General features: G+C 42.7%; 20 protein-coding genes and 1 riboswitch. Of the genes, 4 read left to right on the top strand and 16 right to left on the bottom strand.

The genetic code is table 11. The features are described 5' to 3' along the window. Positions 1–66: 66 nt before the first annotated feature. From ACH0BF_RS00945 to ACH0BF_RS00920, 6 genes are all read right to left on the bottom strand, one after another. Positions 67–2,190 (bottom strand): sensor domain-containing protein, encoded by a 2,124-nt coding sequence (locus tag ACH0BF_RS00945; protein WP_406908785.1) that lies wholly within the window; start codon positions 2,188–2,190, stop codon positions 67–69. 87 nt (positions 2,191–2,277) lie between these two features. Then, positions 2,278–2,361, bottom strand: a riboswitch (cyclic di-GMP riboswitch). A 251-nt stretch (positions 2,362–2,612) separates the two neighbouring features. Then, positions 2,613–3,134 (bottom strand): MogA/MoaB family molybdenum cofactor biosynthesis protein, encoded by a 522-nt coding sequence (locus ACH0BF_RS00940; protein WP_340853970.1) that lies wholly within the window; start codon positions 3,132–3,134, stop codon positions 2,613–2,615. 24 nt (positions 3,135–3,158) lie between these two features. Then, positions 3,159–4,169: a GTP 3',8-cyclase MoaA gene (gene moaA, locus ACH0BF_RS00935; protein ID WP_120031540.1), complete on the bottom strand. Its 1,011-nt coding sequence runs from the start codon at positions 4,167–4,169 to the stop codon at positions 3,159–3,161. A 58-nt stretch (positions 4,170–4,227) separates the two neighbouring features. Continuing rightward, positions 4,228–4,836, bottom strand: coding sequence for a molybdenum cofactor guanylyltransferase (locus tag ACH0BF_RS00930; RefSeq protein ID WP_120031542.1), 609 nt, complete (start codon positions 4,834–4,836; stop codon positions 4,228–4,230). Positions 4,837–4,841: 5 nt separating this feature from the next. Next, positions 4,842–5,072 (bottom strand): molybdopterin converting factor subunit 1, encoded by a 231-nt coding sequence (gene moaD / locus ACH0BF_RS00925; RefSeq protein WP_120031544.1) that lies wholly within the window; start codon positions 5,070–5,072, stop codon positions 4,842–4,844. Then, on the bottom strand, positions 5,065–5,535 hold the full coding sequence (locus ACH0BF_RS00920) for a molybdenum cofactor biosynthesis protein MoaE (protein ID WP_120031546.1): 471 nt from the start codon (positions 5,533–5,535) through the stop codon (positions 5,065–5,067). Before ACH0BF_RS00920 ends, moaD begins: the two co-directional genes overlap by 8 nt. Before the next feature lie 120 nt (positions 5,536–5,655). On the opposite strand from ACH0BF_RS00920, the gene moaC reads away from it, so the two are divergent. Then, positions 5,656–6,150: a cyclic pyranopterin monophosphate synthase MoaC gene (gene moaC / locus ACH0BF_RS00915; protein ID WP_120031548.1), complete on the top strand. Its 495-nt coding sequence runs from the start codon at positions 5,656–5,658 to the stop codon at positions 6,148–6,150. A gap of 14 nt (positions 6,151–6,164) precedes the next feature. On the opposite strand, the gene ACH0BF_RS00910 is transcribed toward moaC, so the two are convergent. The 9 genes from ACH0BF_RS00910 to ACH0BF_RS00870 all read right to left on the bottom strand — a co-directional run bounded on the left by ACH0BF_RS00910 (position 6,165) and on the right by ACH0BF_RS00870 (position 14,447). Further along, positions 6,165–7,187 (bottom strand): ThiF family adenylyltransferase, encoded by a 1,023-nt coding sequence (locus tag ACH0BF_RS00910; protein ID WP_120031551.1) that lies wholly within the window; start codon positions 7,185–7,187, stop codon positions 6,165–6,167. Positions 7,188–7,616: 429 nt separating this feature from the next. Next, positions 7,617–8,144, bottom strand: a complete 528-nt coding sequence (gene mobB, locus ACH0BF_RS00905; protein ID WP_340853966.1) for a molybdopterin-guanine dinucleotide biosynthesis protein B — start codon at positions 8,142–8,144, stop codon at positions 7,617–7,619. Beyond that, positions 8,129–9,394 (bottom strand): molybdopterin molybdotransferase MoeA, encoded by a 1,266-nt coding sequence (locus ACH0BF_RS00900; protein ID WP_120031555.1) that lies wholly within the window; start codon positions 9,392–9,394, stop codon positions 8,129–8,131. The genes mobB and ACH0BF_RS00900 overlap by 16 nt, the downstream gene beginning before the upstream one ends. 303 nt (positions 9,395–9,697) lie before the next feature. Continuing rightward, positions 9,698–10,705 (bottom strand): zinc-binding dehydrogenase, encoded by a 1,008-nt coding sequence (locus ACH0BF_RS00895; protein ID WP_120037749.1) that lies wholly within the window; start codon positions 10,703–10,705, stop codon positions 9,698–9,700. 884 nt (positions 10,706–11,589) lie between these two features. Further along, the gene (locus ACH0BF_RS00890) at positions 11,590–11,970 is read right to left on the bottom strand and encodes a hypothetical protein (protein WP_340853965.1); all 381 of its coding nucleotides are present in this window, start codon (positions 11,968–11,970) and stop codon (positions 11,590–11,592) included. Positions 11,971–12,229: 259 nt separating this feature from the next. Continuing rightward, complete coding sequence (locus ACH0BF_RS00885; protein ID WP_120031559.1) at positions 12,230–12,550, bottom strand: 2Fe-2S iron-sulfur cluster-binding protein; 321 nt, start codon at positions 12,548–12,550, stop codon at positions 12,230–12,232. 154 nt (positions 12,551–12,704) lie between these two features. Continuing rightward, complete coding sequence (locus tag ACH0BF_RS00880) at positions 12,705–13,841, bottom strand: zinc-dependent alcohol dehydrogenase (protein ID WP_340853963.1); 1,137 nt, start codon at positions 13,839–13,841, stop codon at positions 12,705–12,707. A 17-nt stretch (positions 13,842–13,858) separates the two neighbouring features. Beyond that, positions 13,859–14,221 carry a spore coat protein gene (locus tag ACH0BF_RS00875; RefSeq protein ID WP_340853962.1) on the bottom strand — a complete coding sequence of 121 codons (363 nt, stop codon included), beginning with the start codon at positions 14,219–14,221 and terminating at the stop codon, positions 13,859–13,861. Between the two features lie 10 nt (positions 14,222–14,231). After that, a complete protein-coding gene (locus ACH0BF_RS00870) occupies positions 14,232–14,447 on the bottom strand; it encodes a spore coat protein (protein WP_340853960.1) in 216 nt (71 codons plus the stop codon). Positions 14,448–14,639: 192 nt separating this feature from the next. On the opposite strand from ACH0BF_RS00870, the gene ACH0BF_RS00865 reads away from it, so the two are divergent. Further along, positions 14,640–14,846, top strand: coding sequence for a hypothetical protein (locus tag ACH0BF_RS00865; RefSeq protein ID WP_120031567.1), 207 nt, complete (start codon positions 14,640–14,642; stop codon positions 14,844–14,846). Beyond that, entirely contained in the window at positions 14,843–15,142 is a 300-nt protein-coding gene (locus ACH0BF_RS00860) for a spore coat protein (RefSeq protein ID WP_340853958.1), read from the top strand. Before ACH0BF_RS00865 ends, ACH0BF_RS00860 begins: the two co-directional genes overlap by 4 nt. Before the next feature lie 116 nt (positions 15,143–15,258). Here the strand turns inward: ACH0BF_RS00860 and ACH0BF_RS00855 are convergent, their stop codons facing one another. Further along, the gene (locus ACH0BF_RS00855; RefSeq protein WP_340853956.1) at positions 15,259–16,656 is read right to left on the bottom strand and encodes a M28 family peptidase; all 1,398 of its coding nucleotides are present in this window, start codon (positions 16,654–16,656) and stop codon (positions 15,259–15,261) included. Between the two features lie 413 nt (positions 16,657–17,069). On the opposite strand from ACH0BF_RS00855, the gene ACH0BF_RS00850 reads away from it, so the two are divergent. Further along, a complete protein-coding gene (locus ACH0BF_RS00850; protein ID WP_120031573.1) occupies positions 17,070–17,867 on the top strand; it encodes an SDR family NAD(P)-dependent oxidoreductase in 798 nt (265 codons plus the stop codon). Positions 17,868–17,942 lie beyond the last annotated feature (75 nt).

Raw genomic sequence — 17,942 nt, 5'->3', positions numbered from 1 at the left:
CCAGGGTTAAATAAATTATTATTCATAAACTAAATTTTTTCAACGTTCGTATTATTTTCATTCATGCTAGCCGTCTGCTTTTTCGCTTTGCCCTCTTTCGGCCGCTTCGATTAAATAGGTTTCAAAGTCTTCTCCTGACAACGGTTTGCTAAATAAAAACCCTTGTCCTTGGCTGCAGCCATCCTCATTCAGTACATCTAATTGCTCCTGGCTCTCCACCCCTTCAGCAATAACATTGATCCCAAGCGTCCGTGCAAGTGTTAAAACAGCTTGTACAATTGCCTGACTTTCTTCATTTTGATGAATATCCCGAATGAAAGAGGCATCGATTTTCAACGTATCCACAGGTAAATATTTAATGTAGCTAAATGAACTGTATCCAGTACCAAAGTCATCAATAGAAATATGAATACCGATGTCCCGCAGTCTTTGCAAAGTATCGGCCGCGTGATCGATATCTGCAAATACACTTTCCGTTACTTCAAGCTCCAGCCATTGTGCCTCCAATCCGGTCTCTGTTAAAATTTCTTCAATTCTCTCTATAATATTGGGATGCGCTAATTGGCGAACAGACATATTAACCGAGATTTTTAATGGTGGGTACCCTTTGTTTTGCCATTCTTTATTTTGCCTACATCCACGCCGGAGAACCCACTCTCCAAGAGGAAGAATAAGGCCCGTTTCCTCGGCAACCGGAATAAATTTATTGGGAGAGATCCTCCCCAGCTCCGGATGGTCCCAGCGGACAAGCGCCTCCATTCCGATGAGTTGATTTTTAGAAATATCCATTTTGGGCTGATAATCAATATGAAAATGCTCAAGCTCAATCGCTTTTCTTAATTCATTCTCCAGCAGGATGCGCTCCAAGGATTTCTCTTCCATCTCTGGTTTAAATAATGCATAGCCGTTTCTGCCCCGTTTCTTAACGGAATAAAGAGCGGTATCCGCTTTATTTAATAGTTCATCTGCATCTTCACCGTTCACCGGAAAAAGCGCAATGCCAATACTGCAGGAAAGCGTATAGTGCTCGCCTGCAACTTTCAATGGTTCTTGAAAGTTAGAATGAATCCTTTTGGCAATCTGATCCAGCTCTTCCATGCCTGATACATTGTTTAGCAACACAGTAAATTCATCTCCACCCAGCCGTGCGACTAAATCACTTGGTCGCAGCGAGTTTTTAATACGGCGAGCAGCCTCAGTTAGGATAAAGTCTCCATTCTCATGTCCCCAAGAATCATTCACAAACTTAAAGCGATCCAAGTCGATAAACATAACAGCAAGCTGAGAAGAATAACTCTTAGCATGATCCACTTCTTTTCTCAATCGGTTCATGAATAATCGGCGGTTAGGCAAGTCCGTCAATGTATCATGATAAGCTAAATGATAAATCATTCTCTCTGATTTTTTCCGTTCGGTTATATCTCGCATCGCCAGCACGAAGCTTTTGATCTCACCATCTTTATCAATGACGGGATTAATCTTCGTTTCCGTGTCCTTATACGCTCCCCGGTTCGTCTTTATACGGAATTCGAGCAGCGAGGATACTTTCTTTTTAGCAGCCAGAAGCTTTAACTCTTCAGAAAGAGTCAGTTGATCTTCTTCATGCACCCATTGAAAGATCCTTCCTGACTCTAATTTCGCAAGCTCATCGCCCAACAACAATGCATGAGATGGAGACATGTAGAGGAAGCTTCCTGACTGATCAATCACTGATACCAAGTCAGATGAATTCTCTGCAATTAGTCGATATTTCCCCTCGCTCTCTCTCAATTCCTCTTCCATCTTCTTTCGAAGACTAATATCGTTTCTTATCGATGCATATTGATAAGGTTTCCCGCGATCATTCAAAAAAGGAACAATCGTTGTGTCTACCCAATAAAACGACCCATCTTTCGCCTTGTTTCTTATCTCTCCCTTCCAGATTTGACCGGAACCAATCGTTGCCCACATTTGTTTAAAAAACTCCCGTGAATGATAACCCGAATTCAATATACAGTGATCTTCACCAAGGAGTTCCTCCTCATTGTATTTAGAAATTTTGCAAAATTTTTCATTCACGTAAAGTATCTTTCCTTGATGATCGGTAATAGCGACAATAGAAGACTGATCAATTGCATATTTGACATCTGTCAACTCTTTTAAAATATTCTCCAATTGATTGTCTTCTACATTCTTAGAAGGTACAGGCATGATAAATCTCTCTCTTCTCTTTGTTTTTTCTTTTGCTGTACAATATTTACTATACATATCTGGGTATATCCAAACAAAAAAACCGACTCAAAAAAGAGTCGGTTGCACTACTCGCTCCAAGCCATTCAAGTGCCCACATACAAATGACTGTTCATCGCTTCCACCATAAGATTGTTATAAAAAAAAATTCCACAAATGTCTTATTAGACTAACGTTTTTTATACAATTATCATAGTTCGATATACCCGTCAAGTCAATGTCTACCGTTATTTATTTCTAGCATTATTCGTCTCTTAATGAGGCCTATTTCACAAAGAAACCTAACAATATTTATGAGGCCTAGATCAAAAACCTTGCTTTTTCCTCTGACAAGAGAAAAGGATAAATACACCTCGTCTTACTCGTTTTTTATCCTTATTCACTTATCTATCTTTATTTAATTCTGCCACAATATGGCCAACTTCACGCAAAACCAGTTTTTCCATCGCTAATGTTACTGCGCCAGTAGAACCCGGCAGCGCAAAAATGATCGTTTCTCCAGCTACACCTGCAACAGCTCGGGATAAGATAGCCGCAGAACCGATATCTTCTGTATAACTAAGATAACGAAACAACTCACCAAATCCGGTTAGCTCTTTCTCAAACAACGGTGCCACTGCTTCAATCGTCACATCCCGCTTAGCCACACCGGTGCCTCCATTAATGATAACCGCATTGATTTGGGGGTCTTCAATCCCTTGCCGAACAGCTCCTGTAATCTGTTCCTTTTCGTCAGGAACGATCTGGTAGCGTGCAATGGAATGGTGACTGTTGATTAAAAACTCTTTAATTTTTTTTCCGCTTTTATCCGTTTCTTCTGTTCGTGTATCGCTGACAGTAATCACCTGACAGACAACATGCTTTGCCGCTTGCCCTTTATGAGCATGTACTCGTCTTTCATTCATGTGAAATGGGTGCACCTCTCTTCTTTAACCGCCAATATAAGACATCTCAATTTTTGGCCGGTTCTTTGCTGTTTCTTCCGTTCGCTCATCCGAATAGCGGTCCGTTCGCGCAAGCCAAAGAGCTGACATATGATCTCTTACTTTTTCTATTGAACTCGTCGATCGGAGCACAGCCTTTAAATCGCTGCCTTTTGTAGCAAATAGACAAGTGTACAATTTTCCATCTGCAGATATTCTTGCCCGGGTACATGTCGAGCAGAATGATTCTGTCACTGAAGAAATCACACCAAACTCTCCGCTTCCATCCTTATAACGAAAACGGCTCGCTACTTCGCCGTAATACGCTTCATCTGCTGGTTCTACAGGAAATTTGCTGCTGATGAACTTGACGATTTCTTGCTTGGATACGACCGAAGAAAGCTGCCAGCCATTCGTGCTTCCTACATCCATAAATTCAATAAAACGAAGGGGAATACCTTCTTTTTTAAAATAAGTCGCCATTGGCAAAATTTGTTGCTCATTTACACCTTTTTTCACAACCATATTTATTTTAATGCCAAGGCCGGCCTTCTGCGCTGATTCAATTCCTCTCAGTACGGTTTTCACGCTGACAGATCGGCCGTTCATTTGTTTAAAAATGGTATCATCAATCGCATCCATACTAATATTCACCCGTTGCAAGCCAGACGATTTCAATGCTGTAGCATACTTGGGCAACAAGACACCATTCGTTGTTAAAGCAATATCCTTAATATTTGTCTTGGCATATAAGCCATGAATTAACTCGGGGAGGTCTTTTCTAAGCAGGGGCTCTCCTCCCGTCAACCTGACTTTCTCTACGCCAAGCTCTGTTGCTGCTTGAACGACACGGATAATTTCCTCAAACGTCAAATATTCCTCTTTCGGTAAAAACGGATAGTCTGCGCCAAAGATTTCAGCCGGCATACAATAAGAACAGCGGAAGTTACACTGATCCGTCAAGGAAATCCGAATGTCTCTTAGCGGTCTGTTAAACTGGTCTTTTACTTGTCCCATTCATTTCTCCTTTCTGGATGCCACGGCTGTGCAGATGTTTGCATGGAGGCAGAGCGCCTTACTCATCTACAAATAATTGGCGATAGGCATCCTTCGTATTGATGTTTTGGAATAACCTTTCAGTTGATTGGAGATCAGCTTCCGTTATTTTCTTAACGTTTACTTCACTAAGTAAATCGATCATCCGATAGTTTCCCTTTGTAAGCTGGGCTGTAATAACAGGCAACACTCGGCGATGATAAACGGCTGCAAGCGGCTGTTGACGGCCGGCTATGCTGGGAATCACAGCATCAAATGACCGATCTGCTTCAGCAATGAGTGCATTCATCACTTTTTCGTTTATTAATGGCATATCACATGGAAGAACCACATACCATTCGGCGGTAACCTGCTTCATTGCGCTATATAAGCCAGCCATCGGCCCTTTCCCGCAAAAAGGGGGGATGTCTTCTGTTACCTTGACAGCGGGATCTTGACTAAATCGGCTGGTAAGTGATGGATGACTGATGATCACCACTTGATTGGTAAAAGGGACGAGAGCTTGCAAAGAATACTCATAAAAGTATTTTCCATTGTATCGGACGAAGGCTTTAGGCTCACCAAACCTGCTTGATTCCCCACCAGCAAGTATGACACCGGCCCACAGCTTCTCTTTTTCTGTGGTCAATGCTTTTACCCTCCGCTTACAGGCGGAATAAGCGCCACTGTATCGCCGGAACGGACCACATCATCTGAGTCGGCATATTCCTCATTGACAGCTACAATGAGCGTGTCTGTCTCAATAGAGTACTTTTCACGCAGTTCGCTTAACAACTCTTCTACGGTCAATTCGTTGCTCGCTACTTCCAACTGCTCTTTGCCAATCTGCTCTTTCAAATGAGCAAAACAAAGAATGTTAATCATACATATTTTCTCCTTTCGGTCTTCCTTCTGGATAGGCTTCTGTCTCCAATTGATTGCCGATCCATTTTTCTCCGTCTTCCCAATGTTCTTTTTTCCAGATAGGCACAATTTGTTTAATTCGTTCAATGGCATATTCACTCGCCCTGAACGCATCCTTGCGATGTGGAGTAGACACGGCAATCACCACGGCAATATCAGAAATCTTTAAATGCCCTGTCCGATGTGTAATAGCCGTTTTTGCCTCTGGCCATTTCTGGCTAATTTCTTCTCCAATCTTCTCTAACTGTTTTTCAGCCATCGATTGGTAAGCTTCGTATGTTAAGGATAAAGTCCGGCGACCATGTGTATACTCCCGAACAGTTCCAATAAAATTAGAGATGGCCCCCGCTTCCGGTCGGACTACTTTCTTCGTTACCTCTTCAATAGAAATCGGGCGATCTGTCACAACAAATAACCGTTCCACCTTCCGTTCCCCCTTCTAAAAATCTATGTTAATAAACTTCTCTTATTTCGGTTCATTCTCCTTCCATGTTACAATCAAATAGCCATATTTAAGGAAAATCATACTGAAAAGAGGGATTGTATGTCTGAATTTACTCATTTTAACAACCAAGGCCGAGCGAAAATGGTGGATATCACTGAAAAACAGGCGTCTCATCGCTCGGCGGTTGCCCAAACAAGCGTGCTCGTCAATGAACAAATTTATCAGCAAATCAACGATCAGTCGATAAAAAAAGGGGATGTGCTTGCTGTTGCCCAGGTAGCTGGCATTATGGCTGCCAAACAGACGTCCTCTCTCATCCCCATGTGCCATCCCATTCCTATCAGCGGTGTAAATATCTCCTTTGATTGGGTAAGCGAAGATGCCAACTACAGGCTGGTTATTGCTGCTTCTGTGAAAACCAAAGGCAGCACAGGTGTAGAAATGGAGGCTCTTACAGCTGCGTCCGCTTGTGCCTTGACCGTTTATGACATGTGCAAAGCAGTCGACAAAGGTATGGTGATCGGCCCTACTTATTTAGTAGAGAAATCCGGCGGAAAAAACGGCGATTTTCACCGCAGCGAGCCTGTCCGTTAGAGACAGGCCGTTCGTTACCCAAATAATTTAGCATAATACTTTTTTGCCTCTGTTTGGTCGTTCGTTCCATGGACCAGGACCCGGCCGTCATAAAACACAGCTAGTCGGTGAGGAGAGAAATGAACGGTCACCATATATGGATTGCGCTTGACGGCATAACCTTGTCGGATAAACGAACGCTCTAATTCCAGAAGATTTACTTTTCTTGCATGCACCGGGCGAATCTGCACGGTATTTCTCCCGCATAACACTGATACTTTTGCTAGATTTTCATGGGAAAGATGCGGATAAACTGGCGATTCGCCGCATGTAGGGCACGTTTTTCGCTTTACTTTGCTCACCTTGATCTCCTGATGCATATTTTTCCAAAGATCAAACATAATAAGCTTACCGTTTAGCGCCTCCCAATCTTCCACTAATATCTTCAATGCTTCTGTTACCTGATAGGAAATGACGTGAGTGGCTGCCGGGCCAATAATACCTGCCGTGTCACACGTATGTCCAGTGCCGACTGCTCCTTTTTCCCATAAACAGCGGAGACACGGTGTTTCTCCAGGCAATATAGCAAACACCATACCATGGCTGCCTGTACAGGCGCCATATATCCACGGAACTCCCAGCTGATGGGCGGCATCGTTAATCATGAGCCTTGTTTCATAATTATCGGTTGCATCAATAATCAAATCTGCCTCTTCAGCCCATTTTAGCAACTCAGCATAAGAAGCATCCATTACTTCTGCTTGGATCCTGACCGCCGAGTTAATAGCAGTAAGCCTACGTTTTGCAGCGATTGCTTTGGGAAGAGCCAGTCTTGCATCCTCTTCACTGTACAGCTGCTGGCGCTGCAAGTTACTTTCTTCCACATAATCACGGTCAACGATCGTCAGACGGCCGATTCCCGCACGCACTAACGCTTCTGCATTTCCTGTCCCGAGGGCCCCTGCGCCAATAAGAAGCACATGCTTCTCCTGCAACTTTTTCTGTCCTTCTTTGCCGACAGGAGAAAACAGCTCTTGTCTTGAATAACGTCCCTGCATCTTGATCTTCCTTTCTAGGGGCAAGACTGACTATCTATTATGCAAGCAAATTTCCTGCTTGAAAATCTTTTATTTTATGTTTTGTAAAAGTCTAATATACCTAGCTATAGCGGCTCATTTAGTTCTCTCAATCTTTATTATTTTACCATAAATTGAATGTATTCATCTGTCCAAGGCGGACTTTCACTCACAGATCAATTGAGAAATACAACACGACCGATCGTTTTCTTACTCAACATGGTCTTCTTCCTTGCCTCTGCCATCCTGTGTAAATTTTGCAACTGAAAAATCAAACCGGCCGTGCGGTAAAATAGGATTCCTTGCTGAAGACAGCCCCCTCTAATGAGTTAGATTTTCTTCTTTTTTACGAAAAGGCATACTATCCAATGAGGGCAGTATGCTCCAGATAAGCGAAAGGGCCTCTGATTATCAAACTAGACTGTTGCGCATGTAGCTCACAAACCAATTTATATACCTCTCTTCTTCTGAAAGCAGAAATACGGGACAGGTCGGCTGCTGCAGCGCAATGGGCTTCCAGCTAATCACCGCTTGAACGTTTACCAGTTGTTCAAGTAATTCCAGTTCGTGCGGCTCTTTAATTAAAACAACTTTTGGATACCCGGCTCGTTTGTATCCCTCAATTAATAGCAAATCGACAGGAAAGCTGTTATACAGCGGTAGAATCTCTTCAAGCCGCCAGTTTGTTTTCGCAGCTGTTATTTGCAAAACACCGCCGCCTTCTACCCCTGCGGCAAGCGCTCCCGCCTGCCGATGCCTTTCGCTGTCCTTGTAATCTTCAGGTCTATCTGGTGTTCCCCCGTGGCCGTGATGCTTTAAAGAAGCTACCGTCCATCCCTGCCGTCCTGCCTCTGCAATCAATTTGGCCATTAATGTTGTTTTTCCGCTGTTCTGATAGCCGGTCACTTGAAGAATAGGCTTGTTCACCCCCAAGGCCATTCGCTGCCCTCATGAGAATCAAGCAGCAGTACATCAACCAGGTCGCCTTGCTGGAAGCCCCTTGTACCACCGGGCAATACCATCAACACGTCTGTATAGGCAAGTACAGCTACTGCGTTGGATTTATTGAAACCGCTTGGATCTACACGCAGAAAACCAGTCTCCATATCAATGGAACTCCTGACGAAGCGAGTGAATGGATTAGGCTTTAAAAAGTCGGCCGCCAGCTCCGCTTTCACCTTTTTTAAATGCGGCTTCTCAGAAAATGAGCGGTGAACAACAATCGGTCGAACAAATAATTCAAATCCAACATAACAGGCGGAAGGATTCCCTGACAGACCAAATAAAATCTTACCTTCCGTCTTGGCAACCGTCGTTACACTTCCCGGCCGCATCGCTACTTTATTAAAGAGCACTTCAGCACCAATCTTTGCATAAATATCCGGCAACAGATCAAAATCTCCAACCGATACCCCTCCAGTAGTGATAAGTATATCTACTGTCTGCAGAGCTTCTTGGATAGCAGTAAGACAAAGATCAAATTGATCAGGCAGCTTTCCGAAATAAAGCGGCTCTGCTCCTGCTCTTTTAATCTGAGCAAGAATCATATGAGCATTGCTGTTGCGGATTTTCCCTGGCTCTAGTTTCTCCTCTACATCCAACAGCTCCGACCCCGTTGCAAACACACCGATAACTGGTTGTTTGGCTACTTCTACCGTGCTATAGCCAAATGTCGCTAAGAGAGCCATTACACCGGGATTTATGTATTCTCCTTTTTGAACAAGCACTTTGCCTTCCTGTGTATCTTCACCGGCAAAAGAAACATTGTCACCGGATGAAAACGGCCGTTTAATCGTCATATACTTGTCTGCCCCATCGGAATGTTCAGCTGTCAATTCAAACATAACAACGGCATCACACGAATCAGGAATTTGCGCCCCTGTCATAATTCTGACTGCTTCCCGCTCTTTCACTTCTCCATTGAATAGATCTCCTGCTCCAATCTCTCCAACTATGCGAAAGGTGAGAGGATTGTCTCTTGTAGCTGTTTTGGAATCCTGCGCTCTAATGGCAAAGCCGTCATACGGAGAACGGTCAAAAGGTGGCACAGGATGTTTCGCAATGACATCTTCTGCAAGCCTCCGCCCATAAGCTTGATCAATATGTATGGTTTCTTTTGTTCCGTTGCCAGCCAGATCCATTACCTTTCTTACAGCTTCGGCAACGGGAATAGGTGTTCTTTTTTCCAACTTCTCCTGTCTCCTCTTTTGGTTAAATTTGATCTCTCTCTGAATATCCCTTGAGTATTTTATAAAACAAGATAGCTGCAGTGTCACAGTTTATTTTATTTAGTGTATCGTAAAACACGTATAGGTTCAAAACACCGGCATAGCCTAAGTACAGACAAAGCTTACTTTCCCTCTTGGATCAATTAAAAACATTTGTTTTTTTACTGTAAACTCTCACGAGAAACTAAAGAGGGCAAAGACTTGTGAACGTCCTGCCGCATTGGGTGCAACATTTGTACGTTATCTTTAGTGGTTTTATCATTCTTACTCCGGTATTTCCAATATAATTTTACCGAATTGATGCCCTTTTTCCATATACGATTGAGCTTTAGCTGCTTCCTCCAGCGAAAAGACTTGGTCAATTGCTGGCCTTATCTGATGCTCTTCAAAGAACTGGATCATATCTTCAAAGTCACGCGAACTCCCCATGGTTGATCCCATGACATTCAAATGCTTAAAAAATAAACGAGGAAGAACAAGGTCAGGAACAGGGCCGGTTGTAGCTCCAAAACTTACAATCCTCCCGCCTGGCTTAGCTAATTGAATTAAATCATTAAACGTTTGTCCTCCTACGCCATCAATTGCAAGGTCTGCGCCCCCCATCTGTGCTTTTAAATCTTTCACATATGTATCCTTGCGGTAATTCACTCCACCCTTTGCTCCTAAATCTCTCGCTTTCTCTATTTTTTCCTTACTGCTTGAGGTTACAAACACATTTGCCCCTGCAGCTACAGCAATTTGCAAAGCAAAGAGTGCTACTCCACTGCCAATTCCCGGAATCAACACCGTTTCGCCTTGTTTCACTTTCCCTCTAACCACAACTGCCCGGTAAGCAGTTAACGCCGATAATGGGATGGATGCCGCTTCTTCCATGGATAAATATTCTGGCTTATTGTACACATTTTCAGCAGGGACAGCTACATACTGAGCATAGGTGCCATCTGTCGGCATTCCCAATATAGAATAATCCGGTCCATTGAAATGATCACTATCTCCCCAGTTCAAGGAAGGATTAATAATAACTTCGCTTCCTAGTTCTCTCCCTTTTACATTTTCCCCTAAACCAGCTATTTCTCCGGCTCCATCCGCCCCGAGAATTGATGGCAGCTTCATTCCCGGGTATTGTCCATAAGTAATCCATACGTCCCTTCGATTAAGTGAAGCATATTTTAGTCGCACTAGTATCTCATTTGGCTGCGGCACAGGAGTGTCCACCTCTTCATACACTAGTTGATCAGGTCCTCCTATTTCTTTTAAAACGATAGCTTTCATCCCATCTTCCCCCTTTTCAAAATTCTTCTCTACCCCAAAAATAACTGAATAATCAGTAAATAACAACTTTTCTGCTCTCCTTTTCGATACTATCTGTTTCCAGCCAGTTACTAAATTTCTTGTGAATGGCTTAAGAGCAAATGCTTTTCTATTAGGCATGTAAAGAGCGAGAGAAAATCGATTATATCCTTTTTACAGCGTCATTTCGTGACTGTTAAAGCCCTATCTCTATTGATAGAAGAAATGATTCGTTGATAGCATTTTTTAACGATGAGCGGCTTTAATGGGACATTAAACAGCCTTTTATCCGGGGGAATTCGAAAAAGAGGATCAGTGGAAAACTTCTCGTTGAATCTTACGATTGATGTGATAAGGGTGATCCTTACTTCATTATTGATTAGGATAAATTTCGGACGGTAACCTTTGGTATTGTCTCTATACATTTTAATATTCATGTCAGTGAGACTGCTTCTAGATTTCCAAGCTACTAATCTATCTTCTCTGGCTTGGAAACGAACCGTCCTTTTTTCAAACACAGCAAAACAAGACATTTCTCATTTAATAATTATAGCTTTCTCTTCCATTATGAGACCTCTCCTTTAGTTTATATCTATAAATAGGTTAGATAGGAACTAGCTGTTTTATAGAAATCAATTGCTTGTCCGATCAGTACTCTGTTTCGAAAGAGATGGACAGTCAAAAAATTAGGCAGTCTAAGCCTGCCTATCTGTCAGCTTTCATCTGCCTAAAATAACCCTATGCTGTTTATCTGCTTAAACAATAGACTTGATCAGCAGTAAAACTTTGCTAATCATTGCTAATGGTTTCTAGTTCCTTTTTTCACAACGAACAGCTGCATGTCGTTCTGCTGCCACCTCGATTGCTTACCAGTAGTAGCCCGGATAACCGTATCCATATGGATAGCCATAGGCATAAGGATAACCATAGGCATAAGGGTAGCCATAAGCATAAGGAGCAAGCAAGGCGCCTCCTAATAACCCTGCAGTAAAACCTCCGAGGAACGGATAACCAAAGCCGTAATAAGGGTAGCCAAAACCAAAGCCGAATGGACGGCCAAAGCCAAACGGTCTGCCAAAGCCAAATGGTCTGCCAAAGCCAAATGGTCTGCCGAAGCCAAATGGTCTGCCGAAGCCAAAGGGGCGACCGATTCTTCCGATTCTCATATCATCATCAATGGTCTGCTCTTCTGCTGTATTTCCGTCATAAAAAGGCTCTTCTGCCAAGTGTTCAGTCTCTATATTCATAAAAAGCGCCTCCGTCTCTTTAAAAGTGGATGTCAATAAATCATATGCCTTAATGATTTATTTTCTTGGGCGCTTTTTTAATTTGTAATTATTCACAAAAGAAGGCTTAATGGCAAAAGCATTCGATCTTCTTCTGTTCATATTATACTGAAACAGCGTTTAATATTTAGTTTATTTCACAATAAGCTTGTGCACATATCCTTTGAGCGAGCGGCTATTTGGACAGATGTCACCCCTCTTCTTATGTCTTTCATTATACTTATTCAGCGGGTCTTGGACCTGCCTTCAAGCCGGAATTTTTCATAGTCAATATAGGTCGCACCGTTACATCCCCATTTACATAAACTTGACAGGATAGTCGCAGAAGGTCTTCAATTCCTTTTTCGGAGAAGGCCTGTTTTTCGGCGTTAGTTACTTCATAATATTCACCCGCCAGCACCTCTACTCGACAAGTCGTACATCTTGCTTTTCCGCCGCATTGGTGAAGGATGTCTACACCGTTATCCTCCAATGCTAAGACTAGCTTTCTGCCTTTCTCCACCTCAAACTCTCCATGACCTATCACAGTGATAATCGGCATTACGTAGCCACCTCTCAGAAAACATTTTGGTTGCTCTTTCTTTTCATACAATTACATCAAGTGTCGGTTAAAAGGCTGATTTGTATACGGGGGCTCAAGAAAGATAAAGATAAAAAAGCCGGCAAATATGCTGGCTTTTTGCTGAACAAGTATCTCAGGGCTTTAAAATAACTTTAATACAACCGTCTGTTCTTGTATCGAATATTTCATATCCGTGCTTTGCTTGATCAAGCGGCAACACGTGTGTGATTACGTCACCTAAATCCACTTTCTCTTCAGTCATCATTTCGTATAAACGTGGCATCACCGGAATGACTGGCGCCTGGCCAGTTTTAATATCTACATTTCGCTGAAAAATGTCGCCAAGCGGAAAACCATTGTACCGACCGCCATAGGCGCCCGTTACCTGAATAGTTCCTGCCTTCCTCACAGCTTGGGAAGCGATGGTTATCCCACTCATAGCCCCGCCGTGAAGCTTTAAGCCTGACGCAAGAAATTCCATCGGAGTCATCTTCCCGCTCATCCCCGAACAATCAATCACGACATCAGCTCCGCCATGAGTAATTTCCTTTAAGTAGTTTCCTGTATTCTCATGTTGTTCAAGATTAACCGTTTCTACTTTATTCGTGTTTTGAGCATGGTTCAAGCGGTATTGAAGATGATCGACAGCAATCACTCTTTCTGCTCCTTTTAACCAGGCAAATTTTTGGGCAAGCAATCCGACCGGCCCGCAACCTAAAATGATAACCGTATCGCCGTTCTTTACTCCTGCATGATCAACGCTCCAATAAGCTGTTGATGCAGCATCCGCCAGTAAAACTAGTTTTTCATCCTCTATTTCACAGTTCTCTGGAATTTTGAAAGGAGTAAAATTCCCGTAAGGGACACGCAAATATTCAGCTTGACCGCCGGCGTATCCACCCGTAGTTTCAGAATAGCCCAAAAATCCACCCATGTCTCCGTGCGGGTTTGAGTTGTCACACTGGCTCGTTACATCATTTTTACAATACCAGCATTCACCACAGCTAACGTTAAAAGGGATGATAACACGATCTCCTTTTTTTACTTTCGTTACTTCAGGGCCTACTTCCTCAACGATGCCCACTGGCTCGTGACCGATAATGTAATCCGTTGGCATATTGGGAATGAGTCCGTGGATTAAATGAAGATCTGAGCCGCATATAGCTGAAGCGGTTACTTTTACAAGAATGTCATCCGCTTTCTCAATTGCCGGATCTGTTACGTCCTTCACACGGACATCTTTTAAACCTTGATACGTCACGGCCTTCATAAATGTTTCTCCTCCTTTTACTTGTCAGGCGTTGCCATCATACCCTGTCGGTCTGTGTCAACAGGAAAAAGAGTCATCTCAGCGATATCAAGCGCCATTGCTGCTGACTTCAAATCTAATTCCACTTGCTTTCCGACATCATACGGATAGAGCCACCCTTTATTCATCATCAGCTCGGAAGCCTCCTCGTGTAAATCCAGCGCTTGTTCCAGCTGCCGATATAGAGTATCTCTTACCTCTGGGCTCGCCGTTTCTGTCACAGCAAATGCATAATTGCGAATGCTATTTTTAATAGCTAACAAAAAATCCAAAGCAATAGCGGCATCTGTTTTCTCAAGCATTCCTTCAGCATTTACAGGATCTAAAAAATCCATTTTCATCTTTTTCACCTCATTGCGTATAGTCGGTTCGAGCTTTATTGTATAGTTCCTGTAATTCCCGAATAGCTTGAATGGACTGTTGGACATCTTTTTCCATTAATTTTTTTAAATCATTATCAAGACAAAGCCCCTGCATCATTTTAGATTTGAGCAAACCAACAGTTTTCATATTAAAAATTTCATGAGCCTCCATCGTTTCATGATAACCCATTGCTTCTTGCGTCATTTTGTTCACCTCCGCCGTCTTAACAGCGTTATTTTCCCTCCAGCAGTAACTATCTATACAAAGGGCTATGAATGTGGGCAACAAAACTGTTGAAAGCGTTAGTGCAGCTCATTGGTTGTTCCGAGACACAGGGATAATCGTTACACGATTACATAACCTAAACAGGTACACAATAAGTAGGGAGGGAAAAAGGTGAAACATTCTTTAGGACTTCATGAGACAGTGGATGCACATGAATTACTTACATTTAAAAATCTTTGTGTGACAAAGTCAGCATTAATGAGCGGGCTAGTAAAGGATGAGGAATTAAAAACATTACTTGAAAATGATGCCACTATCGGGCAAGGACACATACAGCAGCTACAAGCCTTTCTCAAGAAAGGAGGAAGTTATTCATGAATCAAATTGTAAAGAGCCTTGTAGGAATGGGCGGAATGACAGATCAAGTCATCGCCACTGATTTTCTAATTTCAGCAAAAGAAGGAGTTAGAAACCTTGCGGTAGCCCTTACAGAAACAGCTACACCTGAGTTACGGTCCACATTAAGAGAACAGCTGAGAACAGCGATTGAGACACATAAGAATATCAGCAACTATATGATAAATAAGGGGTATTACCATCCAGGCAAGTTAAACGAACAGCTGCAGGTGGACTTCCAAGCGGCCCAGGCTGCGATCAATATGGTTAAAGATTAACTCTTTCACCTATATAAAATGATAAAAGTATGTAAATCGTAAAAAGGGTACCTAGAAGCAAGCTTCCAGGCACCCTCTTGTTTTTTCTTCACAATCTGCCAAACAAGAACAGACTGTTATAGCGGACGATTTTCAAATGGCGGCTCTACTGGTTTTGGCGCTACTTTGGAGCGCTCTAGAGCCGGTGTATCTTTGCGGGCAATTTGATAAATGCCGGCACTTACTACTTTTGCCATGTTCTCCATTTTTTCTTTGCTGATTTTATCAATTGTATCCGTTGGCTGATGGTATTCCGGCTCTAACGGTGCATAGGTGAAAACAGCTGCCGGAATACCGCCGTCGTGGAATGGCTGATGATCACTCCGGCCCACTTTTCCATAAGTAAGCGGACTGAACACACGCGTGCTTGCAGAAGCGCCAGTATTCGTAACAATGTTTCTCTCGCCATCTACTGTAAACATGATCATCTCTCCTGCATTTTTACTGCCGACCATGTCAAAGTTAAACATGCCAACAGAACGGTCTTTTTCTTCGCTCGTTAAAGTGGAAACATAATGATAAGACCCAAGCAAGCCAAGCTCCTCAGCTCCAAATGTAAGGAACCGTATTTCCGTGTCTGTTTGCTGGTTACTCAGGACACGGGCAATCTCCAGATTCACGGCTACACCGGAAGCATTATCGCTTGCACCTGGTGAGCCAGGCACGGAATCATGGTGAGATCCAACATAGAGAATCTGTCCAGTGTCATGATTTTTATGAGCCTTTTTCGTAGCAATGACGTTATAGGATGTTTTGGTGACCATGGCAGCTCCAAGAACTTTTACAGTTGCTGTCACTGTCTGCTCTTTCTCAATCGAAGCTTTCAATTTATCTCCCTCTGCCTTTGTTAAGCCGAGTGTGGGCACAAACTCACCAGTGGAAGGAAGGTTACTTTTTAAGGCACCAGCTACATTATTGTAAATAAGGACTGCGTTCGCCCCCGCTGCTGTTGCATTAGCGACTTTGTCAGCAAAAGCGATCGTTCCTCGTTCAACGAGCGCAATTTTTCCTTTTAAATCCTTCCCGGCAAAATCAGACGCTTCTCCAAGGCCTACATAGACTATTTCCCCTGTTATTCCTGCACTCGGCGTATTAGGAGAATACTTGAAAGCAGTTGGTTTAAAGTTTTGTTCAGCTTGCCCTTCAATTTTTAAAGAAACTTCTTGCGCTTCTTGGTAAGTTTGGAAGTCAAACGGCTGGATGTTTACATCTAATCCATAGGAACGATACTGGGATACAATATAGTCAACTGCTCTTTTCTCTGCTTCCGTGCCTGCCACACGCTCACCAATTCCGACCGATAATTCTGATACATGCTTATAAATTTTTTCAGCATCAATTTTTTTGATGATTTTGTTGTCAAATGCCTGCGTTGATGCCTCGACAGCAGCCGGTGTGTTGTATACTGAGAGTGGCATCACCATCATACCTGCTGCAATAGTCCCTGATAATACCGCCTTTTTCCATTGATTCATTCCATCCCCCTCTTTCTCCATTTCTATTAACTTTTTTAATGTTTGGTAAATATGTAAGTTCTTGATAATCATATAACAAAGTAAGCGTTTTCCAAATAGGCTATTATCCGTATATTCATCGATAACAAACAAAATTTTCAGACAATTAATAGGCATATATACCTGTATAGCAAGCAGCCTAAAGATACCTTTTTCCTAAGATACCTTCTCTTACGGTTGTTAGCTATTTAACTATTACAATCGTTATCTAGAAGGTCCAGGTATCTATCCCTCTTTACTCTATCCATGAGCAATAATCCGACAATGCTGTCTCAACAAAATGAATTTATTTACATGTATTGGTACATCTGGCAACCAATCTGCTATACTATTTAAATAGTTCAGAATACTTTTCGAAAAAGGAGCAAGAAGGAATGAACGTACATACGCAATTTAACGGGAAGGTCTGCCTTATCACAGGGGCAGGCAGTGATGAGGGCATTGGTTTTGCCGCAGCTAAAATTATCGGGGGGCTCGGCGGCAAACTTGCCATTACCTCAACGACTGAGAGAATTTATGAACGTGAAAAGGAATTAAGAGCAAAAGGAATTGAAGCAAAAGGCTATACAGCTGATTTAATGGATTTTGAACAGGCACAACAGCTGATCAAACACATTGTAAAAGATTTTGGAAAAATTGATATCCTTATTAACAATGCAGGAATGGGGCAAGTCGGCTCACCTGAAAAGTTTATTCCTTTCGTAGAATTAGACACGGAAGAATGGAATGTTTCCATTTCGCGTAATTTATCTACCTGTTTTCATGTCACCCGCGCTGTCCTACCACAAATGATTGAACATGAATATGGAAGAATCGTCAACGTCTCCTCCGTTACAGGTCCACTTGTTAGCAATCCCGGAGAAACCGGATACAGTGCAGCTAAGGCAGCCATGGTTGGCATGAGCAGAGGTATTTCTATTGAAGTTGCCAAGCATAATATTACGGTCAATAATGTAGCCCCGGGGTGGATTGCAACCGGTTCACAGACAGATCACGAAAGAATTGCAGGAGAAAATACACCGATGGGCAGAAATGGACATCCCGATGAAGTTGGGCATTTAATTACGTTTCTGGCGTCGGAACAGGCTTCTTATATTACGGGACAGCTTTTCGTTGTCGATGGTGGCAACACCATTCAGGATTATAAAGGCCCTCGTGAACATTATTATTAAGTGCTGGTTCCCCTTCGATTCTAGAAAGAGACGTTTTTTATCTGATCAGCCAATCATTTTCTGCTTTATGAATAA

Origin of the sequence: Pseudobacillus sp. 179-B 2D1 NHS (assembly GCF_045370945.1) — a bacterium.
In the GTDB taxonomy this organism is placed as follows: domain Bacteria; phylum Bacillota; class Bacilli; order Bacillales; family Domibacillaceae; genus Pseudobacillus.
This window is presented reverse-complemented; position numbering and strand designations above follow the sequence as displayed.

What these genes read in the sequence shown, in the direction of transcription:
- ACH0BF_RS00945 (WP_406908785.1), bottom strand. Translation starts at nt 2,190, where the DNA reads ATGCCTGTACCTTCTAAGAATGTAGAAGACAATCAATTGGAGAATATT.
- ACH0BF_RS00940 (WP_340853970.1), bottom strand. Translation starts at nt 3,134, where the DNA reads ATGAATGAAAGACGAGTACATGCTCATAAAGGGCAAGCGGCAAAGCAT.
- moaA (WP_120031540.1), bottom strand. Translation starts at nt 4,169, where the DNA reads ATGGGACAAGTAAAAGACCAGTTTAACAGACCGCTAAGAGACATTCGG.
- moaD (WP_120031544.1), bottom strand. Translation starts at nt 5,072, where the DNA reads ATGATTAACATTCTTTGTTTTGCTCATTTGAAAGAGCAGATTGGCAAA.
- moaC (WP_120031548.1), top strand. Translation starts at nt 5,656, where the DNA reads ATGTCTGAATTTACTCATTTTAACAACCAAGGCCGAGCGAAAATGGTG.
- ACH0BF_RS00910 (WP_120031551.1), bottom strand. Translation starts at nt 7,187, where the DNA reads ATGCAGGGACGTTATTCAAGACAAGAGCTGTTTTCTCCTGTCGGCAAA.
- mobB (WP_340853966.1), bottom strand. Translation starts at nt 8,144, where the DNA reads ATGGCCTTGGGGGTGAACAAGCCTATTCTTCAAGTGACCGGCTATCAG.
- ACH0BF_RS00895 (WP_120037749.1), bottom strand. Translation starts at nt 10,705, where the DNA reads ATGAAAGCTATCGTTTTAAAAGAAATAGGAGGACCTGATCAACTAGTG.
- ACH0BF_RS00890 (WP_340853965.1), bottom strand. Translation starts at nt 11,970, where the DNA reads ATGAATATAGAGACTGAACACTTGGCAGAAGAGCCTTTTTATGACGGA.
- ACH0BF_RS00885 (WP_120031559.1), bottom strand. Translation starts at nt 12,550, where the DNA reads ATGCCGATTATCACTGTGATAGGTCATGGAGAGTTTGAGGTGGAGAAA.
- ACH0BF_RS00880 (WP_340853963.1), bottom strand. Translation starts at nt 13,841, where the DNA reads ATGAAGGCCGTGACGTATCAAGGTTTAAAAGATGTCCGTGTGAAGGAC.
- ACH0BF_RS00875 (WP_340853962.1), bottom strand. Translation starts at nt 14,221, where the DNA reads ATGAAAATGGATTTTTTAGATCCTGTAAATGCTGAAGGAATGCTTGAG.
- ACH0BF_RS00870 (WP_340853960.1), bottom strand. Translation starts at nt 14,447, where the DNA reads ATGACGCAAGAAGCAATGGGTTATCATGAAACGATGGAGGCTCATGAA.
- ACH0BF_RS00860 (WP_340853958.1), top strand. Translation starts at nt 14,843, where the DNA reads ATGAATCAAATTGTAAAGAGCCTTGTAGGAATGGGCGGAATGACAGAT.
- ACH0BF_RS00855 (WP_340853956.1), bottom strand. Translation starts at nt 16,656, where the DNA reads ATGAATCAATGGAAAAAGGCGGTATTATCAGGGACTATTGCAGCAGGT.
- ACH0BF_RS00850 (WP_120031573.1), top strand. Translation starts at nt 17,070, where the DNA reads ATGAACGTACATACGCAATTTAACGGGAAGGTCTGCCTTATCACAGGG.